This window comes from Paraburkholderia guartelaensis (assembly GCF_004353905.1).
Taxonomy (GTDB): Bacteria; Pseudomonadota; Gammaproteobacteria; order Burkholderiales; family Burkholderiaceae; genus Paraburkholderia; species Paraburkholderia guartelaensis.
On record NZ_SMOD01000017.1, the window covers coordinates 147,993 to 169,977 of the forward strand.

The 21,985-nt window shown below is 61.9% G+C and carries 20 protein-coding genes; 12 read left to right on the forward strand and 8 right to left on the reverse strand.

What is annotated here, in order from left to right:
• Window positions 1-196 precede the first annotated feature (196 nt).
• The 4 genes from E1N52_RS22705 to E1N52_RS22720 all read left to right on the forward strand — a co-directional run bounded on the left by E1N52_RS22705 (window position 197) and on the right by E1N52_RS22720 (window position 3,806).
• Complete coding sequence (locus tag E1N52_RS22705; protein WP_133184971.1) at window positions 197-1,048, forward strand: ABC transporter permease; 852 nt, start codon at window positions 197-199, stop codon at window positions 1,046-1,048.
• A 24-nt stretch (window positions 1,049-1,072) separates the two neighbouring features.
• Window positions 1,073-2,092: a taurine ABC transporter substrate-binding protein gene (locus E1N52_RS22710; RefSeq protein WP_133184972.1), complete on the forward strand. Its 1,020-nt coding sequence runs from the start codon at window positions 1,073-1,075 to the stop codon at window positions 2,090-2,092.
• 36 nt (window positions 2,093-2,128) lie between these two features.
• A complete protein-coding gene (locus tag E1N52_RS22715) occupies window positions 2,129-2,866 on the forward strand; it encodes an ABC transporter ATP-binding protein (protein WP_133184973.1) in 738 nt (245 codons plus the stop codon).
• Window positions 2,867-3,095: 229 nt separating this feature from the next.
• Entirely contained in the window at window positions 3,096-3,806 is a 711-nt protein-coding gene (locus E1N52_RS22720; RefSeq protein ID WP_425468114.1) for an ABC transporter substrate-binding protein, read from the forward strand.
• Between the two features lie 78 nt (window positions 3,807-3,884).
• On the opposite strand, the gene mdtD is transcribed toward E1N52_RS22720, so the two are convergent.
• Window positions 3,885-5,288 carry a multidrug transporter subunit MdtD gene (mdtD, locus tag E1N52_RS22725; protein ID WP_133184974.1) on the reverse strand — a complete coding sequence of 468 codons (1,404 nt, stop codon included), beginning with the start codon at window positions 5,286-5,288 and terminating at the stop codon, window positions 3,885-3,887.
• A gap of 147 nt (window positions 5,289-5,435) precedes the next feature.
• Between mdtD and E1N52_RS22730 the strand changes: the two genes are divergently transcribed.
• Window positions 5,436-6,296 carry a LysR family transcriptional regulator gene (locus E1N52_RS22730; RefSeq protein WP_069267257.1) on the forward strand — a complete coding sequence of 287 codons (861 nt, stop codon included), beginning with the start codon at window positions 5,436-5,438 and terminating at the stop codon, window positions 6,294-6,296.
• Between the two features lie 351 nt (window positions 6,297-6,647).
• Entirely contained in the window at window positions 6,648-7,820 is a 1,173-nt protein-coding gene (locus E1N52_RS22735; protein WP_133184975.1) for a branched-chain amino acid ABC transporter substrate-binding protein, read from the forward strand.
• A gap of 123 nt (window positions 7,821-7,943) precedes the next feature.
• On the opposite strand, the gene E1N52_RS22740 is transcribed toward E1N52_RS22735, so the two are convergent.
• The 7 genes from E1N52_RS22740 to E1N52_RS22770 form a co-directional block, all read right to left on the reverse strand.
• Window positions 7,944-8,696, reverse strand: coding sequence for a FadR/GntR family transcriptional regulator (locus E1N52_RS22740; protein WP_133184976.1), 753 nt, complete (start codon window positions 8,694-8,696; stop codon window positions 7,944-7,946).
• 178 nt (window positions 8,697-8,874) lie between these two features.
• Complete coding sequence (locus tag E1N52_RS22745; RefSeq protein ID WP_133184977.1) at window positions 8,875-9,627, reverse strand: SDR family NAD(P)-dependent oxidoreductase; 753 nt, start codon at window positions 9,625-9,627, stop codon at window positions 8,875-8,877.
• 32 nt (window positions 9,628-9,659) lie between these two features.
• The gene (locus E1N52_RS22750; protein ID WP_133184978.1) at window positions 9,660-10,400 is read right to left on the reverse strand and encodes an SDR family oxidoreductase; all 741 of its coding nucleotides are present in this window, start codon (window positions 10,398-10,400) and stop codon (window positions 9,660-9,662) included.
• A 30-nt stretch (window positions 10,401-10,430) separates the two neighbouring features.
• Complete coding sequence (locus E1N52_RS22755; RefSeq protein ID WP_133184979.1) at window positions 10,431-11,627, reverse strand: NAD(P)/FAD-dependent oxidoreductase; 1,197 nt, start codon at window positions 11,625-11,627, stop codon at window positions 10,431-10,433.
• Window positions 11,628-11,665: 38 nt separating this feature from the next.
• Window positions 11,666-12,496: an NAD-dependent epimerase/dehydratase family protein gene (locus E1N52_RS22760; protein WP_133184980.1), complete on the reverse strand. Its 831-nt coding sequence runs from the start codon at window positions 12,494-12,496 to the stop codon at window positions 11,666-11,668.
• Between the two features lie 10 nt (window positions 12,497-12,506).
• Window positions 12,507-14,189, reverse strand: a complete 1,683-nt coding sequence (locus E1N52_RS22765; protein WP_133184981.1) for a hydantoinase B/oxoprolinase family protein — start codon at window positions 14,187-14,189, stop codon at window positions 12,507-12,509.
• Window positions 14,190-14,192: 3 nt separating this feature from the next.
• Window positions 14,193-16,304, reverse strand: a complete 2,112-nt coding sequence (locus tag E1N52_RS22770) for a hydantoinase/oxoprolinase family protein (protein ID WP_133184982.1) — start codon at window positions 16,302-16,304, stop codon at window positions 14,193-14,195.
• A gap of 511 nt (window positions 16,305-16,815) precedes the next feature.
• Here E1N52_RS22770 and E1N52_RS22775 point away from each other — a divergent pair.
• From E1N52_RS22775 to E1N52_RS22800, 6 genes are all read left to right on the forward strand, one after another.
• Window positions 16,816-17,565, forward strand: a complete 750-nt coding sequence (locus E1N52_RS22775; RefSeq protein WP_133184998.1) for an electron transfer flavoprotein subunit beta/FixA family protein — start codon at window positions 16,816-16,818, stop codon at window positions 17,563-17,565.
• 23 nt (window positions 17,566-17,588) lie between these two features.
• Complete coding sequence (locus tag E1N52_RS22780; protein WP_133184999.1) at window positions 17,589-18,533, forward strand: electron transfer flavoprotein subunit alpha/FixB family protein; 945 nt, start codon at window positions 17,589-17,591, stop codon at window positions 18,531-18,533.
• A 78-nt stretch (window positions 18,534-18,611) separates the two neighbouring features.
• The gene (locus E1N52_RS22785) at window positions 18,612-19,394 is read left to right on the forward strand and encodes a class II aldolase/adducin family protein (protein WP_133184983.1); all 783 of its coding nucleotides are present in this window, start codon (window positions 18,612-18,614) and stop codon (window positions 19,392-19,394) included.
• A gap of 303 nt (window positions 19,395-19,697) precedes the next feature.
• Window positions 19,698-20,072 carry a helix-turn-helix transcriptional regulator gene (locus E1N52_RS22790; protein WP_133184984.1) on the forward strand — a complete coding sequence of 125 codons (375 nt, stop codon included), beginning with the start codon at window positions 19,698-19,700 and terminating at the stop codon, window positions 20,070-20,072.
• A gap of 197 nt (window positions 20,073-20,269) precedes the next feature.
• Window positions 20,270-21,574, forward strand: a complete 1,305-nt coding sequence (locus tag E1N52_RS22795) for an amino acid permease (protein ID WP_342777883.1) — start codon at window positions 20,270-20,272, stop codon at window positions 21,572-21,574.
• Between the two features lie 219 nt (window positions 21,575-21,793).
• Window positions 21,794-21,985 (forward strand): helix-turn-helix domain-containing protein (locus E1N52_RS22800; protein ID WP_133184985.1); only part of this gene is annotated, 192 nt, incomplete at its 3' end.

Genomic DNA, 21,985 nt, shown 5'->3' on the forward strand with positions numbered 1-21,985 from the left:
ACTTCCTGCCTGGTACTACCCGCCGCTTTATTGATTGAGAATGCTTGACTAAACGGGCGAGTTCGCGAGTGCGAAATAAAAGAAGCCGAAATTCGCCCTGGTAGCCGCTGACTATACTTGAATTGAGACGGAACCCGAACCGGACGCGAAACTTCGCGCTGGCGTGCGCATTGTTTTTCAACTTGAGGAGACGGCGGTGAGAGCCCTACCCAGACTAAAGATGATGAAGCATCACGCGGATTCGTCGATCGAGCCGGTGATCAAGATCCGCCGCGGCCACGGGAGATTGAACTCCTACTGGCTGACCACTGCTGTGCTCGTGATGTGCGTCGTGCTCTGGCAGGCGGTATCGATGGCGAAGATCTTCCCACCGTTCGCGCTGCCCTCGCCGGTGGCGGTGTGGCAGGCCTTCGTCGAAATCGTTCACAACGGCTACGGCGGCCAGTCGCTCGTCAGCGACATCCTGATTAGTTGCTTTCGCATCGTTATTGGTTTTGTCGGTGCGATTGCGATCGGCGTACCCATCGGGCTGCTGATGTCACGCAACAAGTTCGTGTTCGACATCATCGATCCGCTGCTGCAGTTCGTCCGGCCGGTTCCGCCGCTTGCCTATATTCCGCTGCTGGTGGTGTGGTTCGGCATCGGCGAATTGCCCAAAGCCATTCTGATTCTGGTCGGCACGATTCCCGTGATCATCATCGGCACGATGTCGGGCGTGAAAAGCACGCCGCCGCTGCGCATCGAGGTTGCCCGCACGCTCGGTGCGACCAACGCGCAAATCTTCCGCAAGGTCGTGCTGCCCTCGGCCATGCCAGAGATCTTCACCGCAATGCGCGTAGGTATCGGCGTAGCGTGGACCTGTCTGGTCGCCGCGGAACTGATCGCGGCGAGCAGCGGCCTCGGCTGGCTCGTGCAGTTCGCCGGACAGGCCTTGCAGGTTGCCATCGTGATCGTCGGCATCGTGATCATCGGGTTGATCGGATATGGAATGGAGCTGGCGATTCGAAAAATCGAAAATATCGTCGTACCGTGGCGCGGACATAACTGATCGGGTGATTCGAGGAGACGACAAATGAAAAAGATGCAATGGGTCTATGGCATGAGCGCGGCTGTGCTGGCGAGCAGTTGTCTGGTTCCGGGCGTGGTGTATTCGCAGAGCAAGCCCGAGGTGATCATCGGCTATGAGGACAACGGCGCCGATCCGTACATGGTGTCGATGGCCGAGCATCTGTTCGAAAAGCAGATGAATGCCGATGTCCAGTACAAGCTCTTCAGTTCGGGGCCGGCGGCGATGAGTGCATTGGCATCGAACAGTCTCACGTTCATGTGCGGACTGGGCGTGCCGCCGCTCGTCACAGCTATTGCTCAGGGCTTGCCGATGACCATCGTGTACAACCAGGAGCGCTATACGAATGCGGCCGGCATCGTGGTCAAGCCGGATAGCGGCATCCACGACGTCGCGGGGCTGCAAGGCAAGAAGATCGCGATCGTTGCCGGCTCGCAGGCCTCGTTCGAATTGGCGACCTTCCTGGCGGCTGCGCATGTGCCGTATGCGTCCGTCACGCAAATCAACATGGCGCCGCCGCAGATGCGCACCTCGTGGGTGACCGGTGCGATCGACGCGGCAATCGTCTGGGACCCGGTATTCAGCGCGCTGCGTACGTCTGGCGGCAAGGCGATCAAGACGGACGGAGACTTGCCGCGCGAAGCCTCGAGCTACAACGTCTGTATCGCCAACGCCGACTGGGCGAAGGCGCATCCGGACCTGGTCCGCGGTTTCGTTGCGGCGCTCGACCAGGGCTATCAGGTGACGATGAAGGACCGCGACAAGGCGCTCGCCGAGATGGCGAAAGCAACGGGCGTGACGGTGCCGGTCGCGACGAGCGAACTGGCCGGTTATGAGCTGTTTTCCGGCGCCGATCAGACCACGCCGAAAGTCATGGGCCTCGACGCGGGCGTCAAAACCTCCGCCACGTACCTGACTCTGGTGAATACGGCCAAGGTGCTGAACTCGATTGGCCGCATTCCGAGTGTGCCCGCGAGTTTCGACAACAACGTCGCGCCGCAGTACTCGAAACATCTGGCGCATTGATCCATTGACTGTCTGACTGTCGAGCAGGAGACGAACTTGAACATCGTCATCGATTCACTGTACAAGACGTTCGGCGCCACATCGGCACTGGAAAACATCAATCTGCAGTTCCGGGGCGGCGAATTCATCACCGTGCTCGGCGCCTCGGGCTGTGGAAAGACGACCTTGCTGCACCTGCTCGCCGGTCTGACTTCGCCCACGAAGGGCAACATCTATATCGATGGCGAGATCAAGGACCAGCCAGGGGCCGACCGTGTCGTCGTGTTCCAGCAGGCCGGCTTGTTTCCGTGGCTCAGCGTGGAAGAAAACATCGAGTTCGGGCCGTCATTGCATGGGGTGCCCAAGGCGCAACGGCACAAGGAGTCGGCGGACATTCTGCGCATCATCGGGCTGGAGTCTTTCGCACGACACAAGCCCTATGAGCTGTCGGGCGGCATGCAGCAGCGCGTGGCGATCGCGCGGGCGCTCGTGATGAAGCCGAAGGTGCTGCTGATGGACGAGCCCTTCGGCGCACTGGACGCGCAGACGCGCAGTTCCATGCAGACGTTCTTGACCGCGCTGTGGGAGCAGCTCCACTGCACGGTCGTCTTCATCACCCATGACATCGACGAAGCGATCTTTCTCGGTACGCGCCTCGTCGTGCTTTCAGCACGACCGGGACGGGTGGCACTCGACGTGCCCATCGAACTGGACCGGCCGCGTACGCCAGAGGTCGCATTCGAATCGCACTTCCTGGATCTGAAGAAGCGCGCGATGGGAATTCTCGCGCACTGATTTTGCGCGTGTGCATGACGTCTGTGGGTGCGCCGCCGCTCGAGTATAGTGTCGACACTTCGTCACGTACTCCTTCGGAGGCGAACCTGTGCCGCTCTCCCGTCGCGCCCAACGCCGCAGATCGATTTGTACGGCCGCGTTCGCCGTTGCGATAGCCGCATCGTTGGGTGCTTGCGCGCAAGCGCCGTCGTCGGGCAGCGCACCGGTCGATCCCGCCGTCGTCGCCGCGCTGGCGCCCACAGGCACGCTGCGCGCGTCGATCAACCTCGGCAATCCGGTGCTCGCCAGCCTCGATCCCGTCACCGGTCAGCCGGTGGGCGTCTCAGTCGATCTCGCCACGGAACTTGCCCACCGCTTGCACGTGCCGCTTGCGCTCGTGGTGTCGCGCTCGGCCGGTGCATCGGTGGACAAGGTGGCGAGCGAGGAGGCGGACGTCGGCTTCTTCGCGATCGATCCGAGACGCGGCGAGCAGATTGCGTTTACTGGGCCCTACGTGCTGATCGAAGGCTTCTATCTCGTGCGTGACGATTCGCCGATTCGCACGAACGCGCAAGTGGACCAGCGAGGCGTGAGTGTGGCGGTAGGCAAGGGCAGCGCCTACGATCTCTTTCTGTCGCGCGAACTGCATCAGGCGACCATCGTGCGTGCGCCCACTTCTCCGGCCGTGGTGCAGACGTTTCTCGATCAGCGTCTGGATGTCGCCGCCGGCGTGAAGCAGCAGCTCGAACGCGACGCCGCGAAAACCGGCGGCCTGCGCCTGCTCGACGAGCGCTTCATGGTGATCCGCCAGGCGATGGGCGTGCCGAAGTCCCGCGGCACGAAAGCGGCGGACTACCTGGCCGGTTTCGTGCAGCAGATGATCCACTCGGGATTCGTCGCGCAAGCGCTGCAACGGCATCACATCGACGAAGCCCAGGTGCCGGCCAGCGACGGTTCGTGAGCGCAGAGGGCAACGCGGGCAGGGTGCGCAGGTAGCCGTCGACGTCCGCGCTTGAGGACTCGCCCGGCGCTCGCGGGCTCAGCGGCGAGCGGCCGTCGACGCCATCGCGGAAGGCGCAGCGGCGACGCGTGCCTGCGTATCGATGCGGCGGAAGATCAGTGCGGAGATCAGCGTGATCGCGCCCACGCCCGCGAAGCTCATGCGAAAGCCGGGCGCAACCGATCCCCACTGAGCCTCGCCAAGGCTTACGAGCGCGCCGCCAATGGTGACGCCGAGCCCCATTGCAAGCATTTGCACCATCGAAAAGAGGCTATTGCCGCTGCCGGCGTCTTCGTGCGAGAGGTCCTTGAGCGTGACGCTGTTCATCGCGGCGAACTGCATGGAGTTGGCCGCGCCGAAGATGGCCAGCACGACAATCTCCACGACGATGGGCGTGCCACGCGAGATCAGTGCGAACGCAACGATCGATGCGCCCACGATCAGCGTGTTGACCAGCAGGAACGTCTCGTAACCGTAACGGCGGATCAGCGGCGCAATCCAGCGTTTGGCGACCGTCCCGGCGAGCGCGGCGGGCAGCATCATAAGCCCCGAGCGCAGCGGCGAGTAACCGAGTTCGAGCTGCATGAGCAGCGGCACGAGAAACGGCACGGCGCTCGAACCAACGCGGCAGACGAGATTGCCGATCAGTCCGACGCTGAAATTCGGCTCGCCGAACAAGCGGAGCTTGAAGAGCGGTTCGCGGTGGCCGCGTGCATAGGCCACGTAAGCGAAGGCCGCCGCGATGCCGAGTGCGAAGAGCCCGGCGGACCACGCGGCGCGATGCGTCTGGACCGGCGTGTCGAAGGCCAGTGAAAACGCAATCATGCACAGCGACACGAGCGCGCAGCCGGCGAGATCGAACGGAGGCGCCGTATCGCTCGACACGTTCGGCAGATAGCGATGGACCGCGAACACACCGGCGAGGCCGATCGGCACGTTGATCAGGAAGATCCAGTGCCATGAGATCGCCTGCACGAACCAGCCGCCGAGCGTCGGGCCGACGATCGGCCCCACCTGGCCCGCCACCGAAATGAGCGCGAGCGCCGAGACGTACTGCTCGCCGCTTACCGCGCGCAGCACCGCGAGCCGGCCGATCGGCATCAGCATCGATCCACCGATGCCCTGCAGCACGCGCGCGACCACGAGCTGCGTGAGCGTGTGTGCGCTCGCGCAGCACAGCGAGCCGAGCACGAAGATCAGAATCGCGACGAAATAGACGCGGCGAGTGCCGAAGCGGTCGGCGAGCCAGCCCGAAGCGGGCGTGAGCATCGCCATAGTCAGCGTGTACGCGACGATGACCGGCTGCATCACGAGCGGTCTCACGCCAAGGCTGCGCGCAATGGAGGGAAGCGCGGTGTTGACGATCGTCGTGTCGAGCGTCTGCATGAAAAAGCCTGCGGCGACGATCCAAAGCAGCGCCGTGTGGCTCGAATTTTTGTTCATCTGGGACTTCTCGGCGCGCCGCGATAGGGGCGGGTACGGCTTTGCGGCGCAATTTTCATCAATGGCGTCATGATATTGTTACCATCGCTCATCGGGAACCCCAGTAGAGACTTTGACTGTCATCGGCGTTGCCGATAACCATCCGCCATGCTCAATCCCATCTGGCTCAGAACCTTCGAAGCAGTCGCGCGCTGCCACAGTTTCACCGAAGCGGCGCGCCAGCTCGGCCTCACGCAGTCGAGCGTGAGCGATCACGTGCGCCGGCTCGAAGAGTCGATCGGCCGCCGCCTGTTTATCCGCGACACGCATTCGCTCGCCATCACGTCCGATGGCGAGGCGATGCTGGCGCATGCCGGCAGCATCCTGCAGGCGATCAACCGCGCCGAGTCGCAGTTCCGCGCGCCGCGCCTGCGGGGCCGCGTGCGGCTCGGCTGCTCCGACGACGTTGCGCTCGGCCCGCTGCCCGCCGTGCTGACGGCGTTTCGCAATGCGCATCCCGACGTGGAGCTGGAGATCACCATCGGCATGACGGGCCGGCTTTACGAACTGCTGGATTCTGGCGCCATCGACCTGATGGTGGGCAAGCGGCGGCTGGGCGACAAACGCGGCACGGTGCTCTTCACCGGGCGGCTCGAATGGCTCGCGCGCGCCGGCACGACGATGGATCTCGCGCAGCCGCTGCCGCTCATCCTTGTCGCCGAGCCGAGCGTGACGCGCGCTGTGGTGCTCGACGCGCTCGCGCAGACTGACTTCCGCTGGCAACTGGTATGCACGAGCAGCAGCCATTCGGGCTGCGTGGCGGCTGCGCGCGCCGGGCTCGGCGTCACTGTGCGGCCCCAATACCTTGCCGCGCGCGGGCTGGCGCCGCCCGTGAACGTCGCGAGCCTGCCGGCGCTGCCCAATGTCGAATTCATCGTGCTCGCAGCAAAGCGGCTCTCCCGTCCGGCGCAAACGCTGCTGCAACTCATGCACGACAGCGACTTGCGCGGCTCGTGGATCGGTGAGTGATCGCGAGGCGAGAACGCGGGGAATCCGGCGCGGCGCGCGGATCAGGTGTCGATGCGCACGCTCGATTCAATCGACATTTTGTTGGTGCCTGCAGATTCCGTGGGTGAGCAGGCGGGTGCTGACACCCATGAAATCCCTGGTGAGCGCGCTCTTTTTGACTTATTGACATATGACGTCTCACCTAATACCTTGACGACTAAGCCGACTCGATGACGGCGGTCGCTGCAGGCCTCGTGCACCTCTGGCGGGGCAGCGCACGTCCTGGTCATCGGGAGCTAGCGAGCCGGTTTTGTCTGGCAAAAGCGGTTCGACTGAATAGTTCTCCCTGACCACAACACGTTGAGGTTTCCCATGAAAGTACCGTTTGCATACAAGCGCGTCGCGCTCGCCGTTTTCGTGGCGGCGGGCGCCGCGTCGTTGAGCGCAGCCGCCTTGGCGGGCGACGTCGTGATCGGCTTCGCCGCGCCGCTGACCGGCGGATCGGCGCACTACGGCATTGATCTGAAGCGCGGCGCGGAACTGGCGCTCGACGACGCCAATGCACAGAAGATCGTCATCGGCGGCCAGCCCGTGCATTTCGTGCTCGATGCGGAAGACGATCAGGCCGACCCGCGCGTGGGCTCGCAGGTGGCGCAGAAGATGGTGGATGCGAAGGTGGCGGGCGTGGTCGGGCACTTCAATTCGGGCACGACGATCCCGGCTTCGCGCATCTACAACACGGCTGGCATTCCGATGGTCTCGCCCACGGCGACCAACCCAACGTTGACCTCGCAGGGCTTCGGCAACGTCTTTCGCGTGGTGAATTCCGACGCGCAGATGGGCCAACTGGCGGGCCACTCGGCAGTGGAGGCGCTCAAGGGCAAGAGCATTGCCGTGATCGACGACCGGACGGCGTTTGGCCAGGGCATGTCCGACGAGTTCGTCAAAGGCGTGACGCAGGCAGGCGGCAAGATCGTGGATCGCGAATTTGCCACTGATAAGGCCGTCGACTTCAAGGCGCAGCTGACCCGCATGAAATCGTTCAATCCCGACGTCGTGTTCTGGGGCGGTCTTGATCAGCAGGCGGGCATGCTCGTCAAACAGATGCGCCAGCTGGGCATGCGCGCGACGTTGCTGGGCGGCGGCAGCTTCGAGAACGAAACTTTCCTGAGTGTGGCGGGCGAGAGCGCCAACGGTGCGGTGTCGTGGGACTACGGCGTGCCCTTGTCGAAAATGAAGCAAGGCAAGGATTTCGACAACAAGATGAAGGCGAAGTACGGCGAAGGCGTCGTGGCCTATGCGCCCGCGGCCTATGACGCCACGTGGGTACTCGTCAATGCGATGAAGAAGGCAAACTCGACCGACCCGAAGGTCTACGGTCCGTTCATCAAGTCGGTCGCCTTCACGGGGATTTCGGGCAACATTGCCTTCATGCCGAATGGCGACATGAAAGACCCGGCTGCGACGTTCTACAAGGTGATCGACGGGAAATGGGTGCCTCAGGCGGTCGCGTACGGCGAGAAGGTCTCGGCGCTGCAGAACTGATTAGGTAGCGGGTGTCGAGCCTGATTATCGTCTTATTAATCAGGAATACAGATGAAATTACGACGTGCCCGCTTCGCTATCCATCGACTTGGCACATGTGCGCGGAGCGTTCCGCGCACATGCTTACTCGGCGCGCGTACTCGACAGATTGTGATACCGCTCGAGGCTTTCGTTCAGATGGCGGCGCATGGCGCGACGCGCGGCCGCCACGTCCTGCTTTTCGATGGCGTCGAGAATATCGGCATGTTCGCGTTGGATGCGCCGGATATAGGTCTTGCGCTCCTTCGCATTCGCTTTCGCATGCTTTAGACGCAGGTCGATGGTGATTTCCTGACCCAGCGTGCGCAAAATAGACGTGAAATGCGGGTTCTCAGAGCACGTCGCGACGGCGAGGTGGAACTCGAAATCGGCACGCGCGCATTCGGCGTCGTCTTCCACGGAGACGATTTCCATGCGCGCATAGACTTCCTTGAGCGCGCGCAGGTGCGCTTCTGACCGGCGCTGCGCCGCGTAGGCCGCGGATTCCGTTTCCACACCAATGCGCAATTCGAGCACGTGCATCGAATTGTTGAGCGTGGTTCCGTCGATGAAATCCGGGCTCGCGGGTTGATTCGTGGCTTCCGAAACGAACACGCCCACGCCGTGCCGCGCGATCAGCCGGCGGCCGAGCTTGAGCGAGGCGACGGCCTCTCGCACCACGGTTCGGCTTACGCCAAATTCTTCGCACAGTTCCGGCTCGGTCGGCAACTTGCCGCCCGGCGGGTATTCGCCCCGGTCGATCTTGTCGTTCAGTGCCTGGATGACGAGTTCAGTCAGGCTGCGCCGCTTGCCGGAACTCGCGGCATTTTTCAGTAGGGTTTCAGCGTCCAGAGTCATTCCGAGTGCTCCACACCGGATCAGGAGAGCGCTGCAATTCACGGATGCAGACGTACCGCGTGGCGCGGCAGTTGCTAGTCGCGTCTGACCTGCGCCGTATGACATACTATGACTGTAACACAGTCCGGCGCAGGCCCCTCCCGCCGGCCATTGCGGCCGAAGCGGGGATTGATTTTCATCAAGCGTAGATATAGCCGCCGCTGACGATCACGTTCTCACCGGTCGCGTAGGTGTTGCGCTCGCTGGCCATCATGACGACCCACTGCGCGATCTCTTCGGGCTCGGCGGCGCGGCCCAGAGGATTCGCGCTCGCGAGTTCGCCGAGGAAGCCGAGCTTCTTTGCGCGGTCCGTCGCGAATCCTGCCGGTGCGACCGAGTTCACGAGAATGCCGTCCTTCGCGACTTCCTGCGCGAACGACTTCGTGAGGCTTACGACCGCGGCCTTGGTCGCCGCGTAATGCGCGTTTTGCGGGTGTGCCTTGAACGCATCCACGGACGTGATGTTCACGATGCGCCCGGCAACGTGCGCTTCGACCTTCGGGCGGCCGCGCATGTGCTCGATAGCCGCGACCATCATGTGATACGTGCCTTTGATGTTGACGGCGTTTTCCAGATCCCACTCGTCGTCGCTGATTTCGAGAATAGGGCGGCGCGGATAGATCGCCGCGCTGTTGACGAGGCAATCCACGCGCCCGAGCGCTTCCAGTGCCTTCGCGAAGACGGCGTGCGCGGCTTCCTTGCGCGTGATATCGCCTTCGGCGCCGAAGACCGTATGGCCTTCCGCCCTCAAATTGCCGACGGTTTCCTCGAGCAACGGGCCGTTCTTGTCGATCAGCGCGATGCTGTGCGCCCCATCGGCGAGCATCAGTTTGGCGACAGAAAGGCCGAGACCCGAGGCGCCGCCGACGATCACCACTCGTTGATTTTTCATGATGCGTAGATATCCGGTTTTAAAGCAGGTTTTCAGTCGACCGTGACGATTTGCGAGCCACCCGCTGCCTGGTCGGTGGGGAAGACTTCCATGCGGGAAACATCTACCGCTTCGGGCAATGCGAGCGCCGTTGCTATCAACTCCGCGATGTTTTCGGGCTGGATCGAGCGATAGGCGTCATAGAGCTTTTCGTTCGCGCCTTGCTCGCCGAGCGCCGTGCGATAGAGATTCGTCTGCACGCGGCCCGGCGCGATTTCGGTGACGCGCACTTTCGTGCCGAGCAGGTCGCAGCGCAGCGAATCGCAGAACATGCTCACAGCGGCTTTGGTCGCGCCATAAACAGCGGTGTTCGGATGCGGAAAGCGACCCGCGCTCGAACCGATGAAAAACAGATGACCGCGCTTGCGTCGCACCATACCGTCGAGCGCGAGTTGCGCGATATGCAGCGGCGCACGCAGATTAATATCGATCATGCTGTCGATATCGGCGGGGGCGGTTTCGCCGAACTTCGCGATAGCGGGCAGCAGCCCGGCATTGTTCACGACGACGTCGATCGCTTCACGCTCGAACAACGCACGCAGTGGTGCGATATCGTGCAGATCGATCGCGATTGGCGTGACACCGCATGTGCTCGCGAGCGCGTCGAGCGCTTTGGCGTCGCGGCCTAGCGCATAGACCTTCATGCCGTCCTTGACGAGCCGCTCGGCAATCGCACGGCCAATGCCGCTCGACGCTCCGGTAATCAACGCGGTTTGATACGAATGGGAACTCATGTCAAGAGCCTTCGTGGAAGTGGAGGGGCATCAGATCACGCCTTCTTCGAGAAACGGCTTGTTCTCGACCACGCGCGCATAACCGAGCGGCGACAGATCGAGCGAGCGATAGGCGCCGTACACGATCAGCTCGCTCAGACCGCGTCCGACCGCAGGCGACTGCTGCAGGCCGTGGCCGCTGAACCCATTCGCGAAGAGGAAATTCGACACCTCGGGATGTGGCCCGACGATCGCATTGTGATCGAGCATGCAGAAGTCGTAGTGGCCCGCCCACGAGTTCACGACCTTGATCGCCTCGAATGCGGGAATGCGTTCGGCGAGTGCGGGCCAGATGACTTCTTCGAATTCCGAATGAATGACATCGAAATCGTTGACGTCTGCGAGCGGGTCCGGGTCGGGGTAGCAGCCGGTGAGGTAGTACTTGCCTTCGGGCCGGAAGAAGATGCCGGTCGTGTCGATGGTCAGCGGCACGACGCCTTCTAGCGGCGTGCGGCAATCGAATACGAACAGACAGCGCTTGCGCGGCTCGACGGGAATGTCCAGCCCCGCGAGGCGCGCCATGGCCGGGCCGCGCGTGCCCGCAGCGTTGACCATCAGGCCACAGCCGATCGTCTCGCCGGTCTTGAGCACCACGCCCGTGATGGTCGAGCCTTCGCGCAACACGTCGACCACTTCATTTTCGATGTACTCGATGCCGAGCGAGCGCGCCTTGCGGCGCATGCCTTGCAGCAGGCCGTAACTGTCGAACCAGCCTTCGCCCGACTGGCCGTAGACGCCGTTGACGAGCCCTTCGGTGTTGAGCCAGGGGAAACGGGCTTTCAGCTGATCCGGATCGAGCAGCACCACGTCGGCGCCGCATTCCTGCTGTGTGGCGCAATTGCGCTCGAACATCGGCGCGCCGTTCGCATCGCCGAGATACAGGTAGCCGTTTTCCTTGAAACCGAGTTCGGGTGCATCGCCATTCACGGCCACGCGCGCATGAAAGTCGCGAATGAATTCCGTGCCGAACCGCGAGATCTGGATGTTCAGCGGATTCGAGAATTGATGCCGGATCGACGCGCTCGACAATGCGGTCGCCGACTTCGCATAGGTCCAGTCGCGTTCGATCACGAGAACCGAGCCATCGAAGTCGGGATTCTCCGCGAGGAAATACGCAGTCGCGCTTCCAACGACTGCGCCGCCCACGATCACCACGTCATAGTGGGGCTTGAGTGCATGCTGTGCCATCTCAGTGTGTTCCAGATAGATCGGTGGGGAAGCGCTGCTCAGTTATCCTTCGGGTCTTCGAAGTGGCCGTCAGCCGCGAACTGGCCGCCCTGAAAGCGCACCGCCGGGTTGCGCGGATCGCCCACTTCCGTGTTCGCATAGACCTCGGCACGATACGCATCGGCGGAATCCTTCGGGCGGTAACCGAGGTAAGCTGCCTGCGTGTTGTCCCAGAAGTTCGCGCTATTGTTCGAGTTGCCGTACACGATCATGTGGCCGACAATCGGCGTCATGATCGACTGCACGCACAGGTGCGAGAAGTCGTCATACGAAAGCCACGTCGCGAGCATCCGCCGATCGACCGGCTTCGGAAAGCACGAGCCGATACGCAGACACACCGACTCGATGCCGAACTTGTCGAAGTAATAGCGCGAGAGGTTTTCCACAAAGGTCTTGCTCACGCCGTAGAGACTGTCCGGGCGCTGGGGTGAGTGCGCGTCGATCGTCTGCGTGCATTCGTAAAAGCCGATGGCGTGCACCGAACTCGCATAGATCACGCGCTTCACACCGGCCTGGCGCGCGCCTTCGTAAATGTTGTAGCTGCCGACGATATTCGAGTCGAGAATGACCTGGAACGTGTTCTCGCGCGGCGCGCCGCCCATATGGATGACCATGTCCACGCCCTTGAGCATTTCGAACACGGCGTCGCGATCGGCGAGATCGCAAATGAAGTGCTTTTCGTTCTCGCGCACTTCGCCCAACGACTGACGCGCATTGAGGCTCAGCGTCTCAGCATACGGGCGCAGGCTTTCGCGCAGTACGGAGCCTAGCGCGCCGCCCGCGCCCGTGATCAGGATGTTCTTGAACGGCGGCTTGGTGATGTCGGTCATGCGTTGCTCCTTACTGTGGGTTCGATGCTGTGAGCGCGTCGAGCGTGAGGCCGTAATCGTCGCGCAACTGTGCTTCGGAAATGTATTCGTTGCGGATGTCGCGCAGCAGCGCTTCGCGATCACGTTGCGCGGGCGCGCCCACGCCGCCGCCGCCCGGCAGCGAAAGCGTGACACGCTCGTGTTCGGCGACGAACTGCGTGCCTTTGCCCTTCATGCGCGTGCCGTCGGAGAGCGTGACCTGACCGGCTGCGCCTTCCTTGCCGCCCGAGCGGCCGCTTGCGGGATGATCGATACGATCGAACATCGCGTTGAAGCGGAACTGGTAGCCTTCGCGCGGACCGATTTCGACGATCTGGCCGAGGCCGCCGCGATACTGCCCGGCGCCGCCCGAGCCCGAGCGCATCTCCTTGCGCCACACGACGATCGGGCCGACCTGCTCGGTGGCTTCCACCGACATCGCGTGCACGCCGCTTGGAAACGCGGTAGCCGAAAGACCGTCGAGTTCCGCGCGCGCGCCCGTGCCGCCGCTATTGAACATGAGGATTTCGCTGCCTTTGAGGCCCGAGCCTTCCTGCGCGGCTCGCGCGCTCACATGCAGATTCCAGAGCGCGCCTGCGCCTTCGGCCGGCACGCGATTCGGCAGGATCTTGTTCAGCGCGCCGAGTACCAGGTCCGGCACGAAGTGGCCGAGCACGTGGCGCACGGCAACCGGGCTCGGTCGTTGCGCGTTGAGAATGCAACCTTCAGGTGCCTGCACGCGGAAAGGTTCGAGCGAGGCTGCGTTGTTCGGCACTTCTGGCGCGATGATGCACTTGAGGCCGTAGCACGCGTATGCCTTCGCATAGAGCAGCGGTACGTTGATGCCGAATGGGCTCGAGGGCGACGTGCCCGCGAAATCGGCGAGCAGGTGATCGTCGGAAACGGTGAGCGTGACGTTGAGCTTCACCGGCGTATCGTAGCCGTCGAGCGTCATCTCGTTCGTCTGCGTTTGCTTCGGCAGCGCGGCAATGCGTTCGAGCGTCGCTTCGCGGCTACGCGCAAGAATGAATTCGCCGATGCCTTCCACGTCTTTGAGTTCGAACTCCTTGAGCATTTCGATCAGGCGCTTGTGGCCGGTCTCGTTGCACGAGGCAAGCGCATACAGATCACCGACCACCTTATCGGCTTCACGTACGTTGTTGCGCAGGATGTTCACGAGATCGCGATTCACTTCGCCGCGCTCGATCAGCTTCATGATCGGCACGAACAGACCTTCTTCGTAGATCTCGCGCGAGTCGGGACCGAAGCCGCGCCCGCCGATATCCACGACGTGCGCGGTGCTCGCGAAATAGCCGATCAATTCGCCGTTGTGAAAAGAGGGCGAAACCACGGTGAAATCGTGCAGGTGGCCGGTGCCTTTCCACGGGTCGTTCGTGAGGTACACGTCGCCTTCATACATGCGCTCGACGCCGATATCGTTCATGAAATGCTCGACGGCTTCGGCCATCGTATTCACGTGTCCCGGCGTGCCCGTGACGGCCTGCGCGAGCATGCGGCCGCGCTTGTCGAAAATGCCCGCGGAAAGATCGCCGGCTTCACGCACGCTGGTGCTGAACGCGGTGCGGATGAGCGCCATGGCCTGTTCTTCCACGACGGAAATCAGGCGGTTCCACATGACCTGCATGTGAATCGTATCGAGATTGCTGAGCGACATGCTTTACTCCTGATTAGCCTTGGCGGCGTTCAGTTCTTTGGCGACGACGAGCAGGCAGCCATCGGGCTGAACCATGGCGTCGAAGGAGGAGGTGACGAGCGTCGACGTTTCCGGCTCGACGATGATCGCCGGACCGGTGACGCTTTCACCGACCTTGAGCGAAGCGCGCTCGACGATGGCCGCGTCAACGAAGCGATGCACCGCGGCGTCGAAGATCTTGCGCGTTTTAGGCGGCACGACGGCGTCGCGCGACGTAAGCAGCTTCAAACGCTCGACCGGCGGAAGCGGGGAGCTGGCCTTCACGGCCCAGCTCACGATTTCGATATCGAGGCCATCGATCGGGCGGCCGAAATATTGCGTATACGCGCGTGTGAACGCCTGCGTGAATGCATCGCGATCTTCAGCGTTGAACTTGCGCCAGGGGAATGCAACGGGAATTTCCCAACCCTGACCGACATAGCGCATGAACGCCTTCACCTCGACTTCGGGCTCGGCATCGCCCGAACCCTGGCGCGCGAAGCGCAGGGCCTCCTCGCTCAACTCACTGACGATGTCATTGAGCACTGCAGCGTCGAAGTCGTTGAAGCGCATGGTTGCACTGCGCACGCTTTCGTAGCCGAAGGGCGCGCGCAGGAAGCCGATGGCGGAACCGACACCGGCACCGGGCGGGACGATGAACTTCTTGATGCCGCTCTTTTCGCACAGACGCGCGGCGTGGAGCGGGCCCGCGCCCCCGAACGTGATCATCGTGTAGTCGCCGATGTCCTTGCCGCTTTCCACCGCATGCACGCGCGCAGCGTTGCTCATGTTCTCGTCCACGACTTCGGCGACGCCATACGCGGTTTCTTCCGGACTCAGATTGATCGCACCGCCTACCTGTTCGACCATCGCGGTCGCTGCCTTGTCGATGGAGAGCACGATGCTGCCACCGGCAAAATTCGCGGGGTCGAGGCGGCCGAGCAGCAGATCGGCGTCGGTCACGGTAGGCTGCACGCCGCCGCGCTGATAGCACGCGGGGCCGGGCTCCGAAGCGGCGCTATGCGGGCCCACGCGGATCTGGCGCATCACATCGAGCGAAGCAATCGAGCCGCCGCCCGCGCCGATTTCCACCATCTCCACGACGGGAATCGAAATCGGCATCCCGCTGCCTTTCTTGAAGCGATAGGTGCGCGCAACTTCGAAAGTGTTGGCCGTCTTCGGCGTGAGGTCGTCGATCAGGCAGATCTTGGCCGTGGTGCCGCCCATGTCGAACGAGAGCACCGTGTTGAGATCGTAGCGCGCCGCAATATGGGCCGCGAAAATCGCGCCGCCCGCCGGGCCCGATTCGACGAGCCGCACCGGAAATTCCGATGCGCTTTCGATAGAGACGATGCCGCCGCCCGAGTGAATGATGAAGATGGGGCAAACGGCGCCCGCCGCGCGCACCTCGCCGAGCAGGCGGTCGAGATACGACTTCATGATCGGGCGAACGTAGGCGTTCGCGCAAACAGTGTTGAAGCGCTCGAACTCGCGGATCTGCGGCGACACTTCGCTGGAAATCGACACCGACACATGCGGCAGGCGCTTTTCTAGTGCGTCGCGCATCATGCGCTCGTGCACGCCGTTCACGTACGCGTGAATGAAACCGACGGCGACGCTTTCATAACCGCCTTGCTCGATGCGAGCCGCGATGGCCTCGATCTGCGCTTCGGTGGGGGCGAGCAGCACGCCGCCTTGCGCGTCGATACGCTCGGCGAGCGTGAAGCGATCGCAGCGCTCGATGAGCGGCGGCGGCAGTTTGATGTTCAGATCGTACTGTTCGAAGCGGTTCTCCGTGCGCATCTCGATGGTGTCGCGGAAGCCCTCCGTGGTGATGAAGGCCGTCTTCGCGCCGCGGCGCTCGATCAGTGCGTTCGTCGCGAGCGTGGTGCCGTGAATGATGACGCCAATGTCCTTCAACCTGATGCCAGCCTTCGCGGCGACGATGCCCACGCCCTTGATGATTGCGCGCTCGGGCGCCGTGTAATCCGTAAGGACCTTGGTGGAAAAAAGTTCTCCACCCAGCTCCAGCGCGACATCGGTGAACGTTCCGCCGATATCAACACCTACCCGTGCCTTGTCGTGACTGGCCACCATGACTCTCCTGTTCAAAGCCTAAACGTATGCGGAATGCGGGTTCCGCGAACTGCTGTTGACGATCCTTGTGAGGGGTGAGGGCGTGCGTGGCCCACCTCAATTTTCGCGCGCTCGTTGATGCGTGTCTGGCGTCTCCGAACGTTAATTTTTGCTCGTTGACATATGATGAGTGACGTCTTACAGTGCTGTCAACACGAACAAAAATATTTTCATGTTTCGTGGCTTCCCGGTGTGTCGCGAAACTTCCGTAATGCATTGTTTTTCATGAATTATTCGTCGCGCATCGGCACCGGAGAAGATTCGTCTTGACGGCGTTATCAGCGTAAACACTGATAGGTTGCAGCCGGGTAAAAAATTAACTTTTCGTGGAATTTTGGTGATGAGCGGCGCGGCCACCTGCAGCAGTCGTGTGTCGCTGCGGATGATCCATGAATTAGGACTATGAAATATTTGTGTCGCCGTACCGTGTGCGTGCCGTCGACGTGAACGGGTAGGACGAAAGGGAACAATGATGAAAGTTCTGGTGGCAGTGAAGCGGGTCGTTGACTACAACGTGAAGGTTCGTGTGAAGTCGGATGGCACGGGCGTCGACATCGCCAACGTGAAGATGTCGATGAACCCGTTCGACGAAATCGCCGTGGAAGAGGCGGTGCGTCTGAAGGAAGCGGGCATGGCTAGTGAGGTGATCGCGGTTTCGTGTGGTGTTTCGCAGGCTCAGGAAACGCTGCGCACGGCGCTGGCCATCGGCGCGGATCGCGCGATCCTCATCGAGTCGAATGAAGACCTCCAGCCGCTGGCTGTGGCGAAGCTCCTGAAGGCGCTGGTCGACAAGGAACAGCCGCAACTGGTCATCCTCGGCAAGCAGGCTATCGACGACGATTCGAACCAGACCGGGCAGATGCTCGCCGCGCTGGCGAACCTGCCGCAAGCGACGTTCGCCTCGAAGGTGGTCGTTGCCGACGGCAAGGCGACCGTGTCGCGCGAAGTGGACGGCGGTGCTGAAACGCTGTCGCTCAAGCTGCCCGCAGTCGTTACGACGGATCTGCGCCTGAACGAGCCGCGCTACGTCACGCTGCCGAACATCATGAAGGCGAAGAAGAAGCCGCTGGAAACCGTGAAGCCGGAAGACCTGGGCGTCGACGTCTCGCCGCGTCTGAAGACGCTGAAGGTTGCCGAGCCGCCGAAGCGAACGGCCGGCGTGAAGGTGCCGGACGTGAAGACGCTGGTCGAGAAGCTGAAGACGGAAGCCACGGTGCTGTAAGGGGAGCCAACAGAATGACGAATCTGGTGAATTTGGTCATAGCCGAACACGACAATCAGTCGATCAAGGCCGCGACGCTGAACACGGTCGCCGCAGCACAGAAGATTGGCGGCGACGTGCACGTGCTGGTCGCCGGCCACAACGCACAAGCCGCTGCCGACGCAGCTGCGAAGATCGCAGGCGTTGCAAAGGTGCTGCTGGCCGATGCGCCGCAACTCGAGCAGGGTCTCGCCGAGAACGTCGAAGCGACTGTCCTCGCGCTTGTGCGAAATGCGGCGAAGCACTACACGCACATCCTGGCTCCGGCAACGGCAGCGGGCAAGAACGTCACGCCGCGTATCGCCGCGAAGCTGGACGTCGCGCAGATCAGCGACATCACGGCTGTGGATTCGCCGGACACGTTCGAGCGTCCGATCTACGCGGGCAATGTGATCGCGACGGTGCAATCGGCCGATCCGGTCAAGGTCGTCACCGTCCGTACGACGGCATTCGATGCAGCCGCAGCTGAAGGTGGCAGCGCAGCAGTCGAGAAGATCGAAGCGGCAGCGGAAAGCGGTCTCACGCAGTTCGTCGGCCGTGAAGTGACGAAGCTCGACCGCCCGGAACTCACGAGCGCGAAGATCATCGTCTCGGGTGGCCGGGGTCTGGCCAGCGGCGAGAACTACACGAAGGTTCTGGAGCCGCTCGCCGACAAGCTCAACGCGGCACTCGGCGCATCGCGCGCAGCCGTCGATGCTGGCTATGTGCCGAACGATTATCAGGTTGGTCAGACCGGCAAGATCGTTGCGCCGCAACTGTATGTGGCAGTCGGCATCTCGGGCGCGATCCAGCACCTCGCCGGCATGAAGGACTCGAAGGTCATCGTTGCGATCAACAAGGACGAAGAAGCACCGATCTTCAGCGTAGCCGACTACGGTCTGGTGGACGATTTGTTCGGAGCCGTTCCCGCCTTGACTTCGACTCTCTGACACATTCCCGCAAGGCTCGCACGCGCGAGCCGACCGAAAGAAAACCGTTTTTACCCTTATCAGCGGAGCAATTCAAACATGATTTCGACGACCGATCCACACATCAATCGCAAACCAAGAAATATTTCGGATGCCGAATGGGATGCGCGAGTCCAGGTGGCGGCTGCGTATCGCCTGGCCGCGAAGTTCCAGCTCACCGATCTGATCTACACGCATATTTCCGCGCGCGTTCCGGGTACGCACGATCAGTTTCTCATCAACCCGCACGGCTGGTTCTTCGACGAGATCACCGCGTCTTCGCTGGTGAAGATCGATGTGCATGGAAATCCCGTCGACGACGACCGCTTCGAAGTCAACGCAGCGGGCTTCACCATTCACAGCGCGCTTCACCAGGCGCGTCACGACGTGGAGTGTGTGGTGCATCTGCATACGACCTACGGCATGGCGGTTGCCGCAATGGAATGCGGCCTCCTGCCGCTTAACCAGATCAGCATGCAGTTCTATAACCGCGTGGCGTACCACGAGTACGAGGGCATTTCACTCGAACTCGACGAACGCGAGCGCATCGTCAAATCGATCGGCAAGCGGGACTATCTCATCCTGCGCAATCATGGCCTGCTGACGACGGGCCGCTCGGTCGCCGAAGCATTTACGCGCATGTTCTACCTGAACCGCGCTTGCGAGATCCAGGTCGCGACGCTATCGGCTGGACAAAAGGTGGTGATCCCTTCGCCGGAAGTTTGCGAACACGCGGCGAAACAGCACGACGACTACGCGTATCTCGACACCGTGCACCTGGACCGCGAATGGACGGCGCTGCTTCGGCTGCTGGATCGCGACGGCGCCGATTACCGCAGTTAATCGGCTTGCTGCCGCATCGCTCGAGCAACGGGACGGGAATACGCCACGTCTCATTGCTCGAGCCGGATCTTGAATCACCTTCAATTCAACCGCCATCGACTGGCACTTGCTGATGTTCGGCGATTCGCGGTGCACCTATACCGATTCGACACAACGCGCGAGATGCAATTGAAGGGCTTGCGATTTCCCTTCGCATCGGCATGGCGGGCCGAAAGAGGGCGCCATGTGCTCACGAGCCGTCTTGGCGGAAAGCAATTGGGCGTGAATGCGCCAATACGCGTTCGTACCGAGGAAATGTTCGACGTGTGCGCGATACCTGACGAAACCGGCGCGGCTATCGGCTGGCTGGAGCTGGAAATCGACACCTGGACGACGACAACGGAGCCGGACTGGAGACGTCTGATGCAAGCCTTCTCGCGCAATGGTGGCGGGTTTGGGCTCGCGTTGGCGCAGGACATGTTCAGGCTGCCATGGTACGCGTGGCGAATCGAAGACGTGGCGCGTGCATTGGGTGTGACGCGGCGCTCGCTTCAGATGGCGCTCTTTCGCGAATCGTATAGCTTCGACGCCGCATTGCGGCGCTGCCGGCGCCTCAATCAAATGCTGCGCGAAGGCGATGCTCGGTGCCGCTTCGCGGCGATTGCGCGGAGCGCAGCGCAAGAACCGCCGTTCCGGTGAAATGCCTGCGGGCAAGGATGACAGGAAGAGACATGCACGAGACCCCACAAGGAATCAATCGAGGTGACACGGCCATCGCTCTGGGAGAGATGGATTTCGCTCCGCCTGCGGAGCACCACAAGCGGCGCGACGAGACGCGCGCATCGAATGTTCCAGCAGGCTCACTCGGCTCCAGCCTGAAGCAGCGCCATGTGGTCATGCTTTCGATCGGCGGAAGCATCGGGGCAGGGCTTTTCGTCGGATCCGGCCACGCGATTGCCGAGGCAGGGCCCGGTGCGATCATCGCCTATCTGCTTGCCAGCCTGCTCGTCGTGCTCGTGATGCGTATGTTGGGCGAGATGGCCTGCGCGATGCCGGATTCGGGGTCATTCTCGACCTACGCGGGTCGCGCGATCGGTCCGTGGGCCGGCTTCATGATTGGCTGGATGTACTGGTGGTATTGGGTGCTCGTGCTGCCGCTCGAGGCCACAGCGGCGGCCAATATTCTGAATAGCTGGTTTCCGCAGATTGAAGTGTGGAAGTTCTGCGTTGCGGTGACGCTTACGCTGACCATCACAAACCTTGCGAGCGTCAAGCATTACGGCGAGCTTGAGTTCTGGTTTTCGGTCGTGAAGGTCGCGGCGATCATCTTGTTCATCGTTGGCGGTGTGGCGGCCATTGTGGGTGTCATTCCGGGCGTTCACGTGAATGTCAGCGGCAACGTGTTCGGGCAGGGCGGATTTCTCCCGCGCGGTTACGCGCCTATCGCGGGAGCCATGCTCACCACCATGTTCACGTTTCTCGGCACGGAAGTCGTGACGATTGCGGCCGCCGAATCGGCGAACCCGGAAAAGGAAATTTCGCGCGCTATCAGTTCAGTGGTCTGGCGCATCTCGCTGTTTTATATCGGATCGATCTTCGTGATCATCTCGGTGGTGCCGTGGAATGCGCCGGAACTGACGCGAATCGGCTCTTATCAGGCCGTGCTTCAGGCGATTCACGTTCCTTATGCCAAGCCCCTGATCGACCTGCTGATCCTCGTTGCCGTCTGTAGTTGCCTGAATTCGGGGCTCTACACAGCATCACGCATGATTTATTCGCTCGGAGAGAAGAAGCAGGCGCCAGCCATCGTCAAGCGCACGACGCGTTCAGGCGTTCCTGTGATTGCCGTCCTTGCATCGACATCCGCGGCATTCGCCGGCTGTGCGGCCAATTATCTGGCACCCAAGTATGTGTTCGAAACGCTGCTGTCCACCACAGGAACGATGGCGTTACTGGTCTATCTGGTGATCGCCGTGAGCCAGTTGCGCATGCGCCGCGCGTTGATCGCATCGAACAGGCTGCGGGTGCGCATGTGGCTGCATCCGTTCCTCGGGCTTTTCGTCGTGGCGCTGATTGTTCTCGCGTTCCTGGTGATGGTGTGCGGGCAGGCGCATCGTAGCGAAGTCGTGTCGACTCTGGGACTGAGCGCGATGCTTGCGATTACCGGGATGCTGGTTGAGCGGCGCCGGCGTAAGCGTTAGATAGTCTCGTTGATCCGCGAAAAGCGAAGGTAAGGCGGTTAAGGGCCTGTCACACTGACGGGCCTTTGTCTTTCGTCCTTTATTTAACATAATATAATTTATCGCACTTTTGTGTTGTAGTGGCTAAGTAGAAATGTCCGCTTTTGGCCAAGTTCAAATGTCCGCTTTCGAGTTGCCCGTAGCCTGACCGGCCGCTGGAGGTCCAGCGCCGGAGCTGCGATGGCTGCAACAGAACGGATAACCATGACGATGTGCGAGCTGGACAGATTCAAGGTCATTGAGGACGTGGTGGACGGCAGGCTTACGCCAACGCGCGCCGCGGAACGTCTCGGGCTGACGACCCGGCAGATCCGGCGGCTGGTGGCGCGACTCCGCGAGCATGGGCCGCAAGGCCTCGTGTCACGCAAGCGT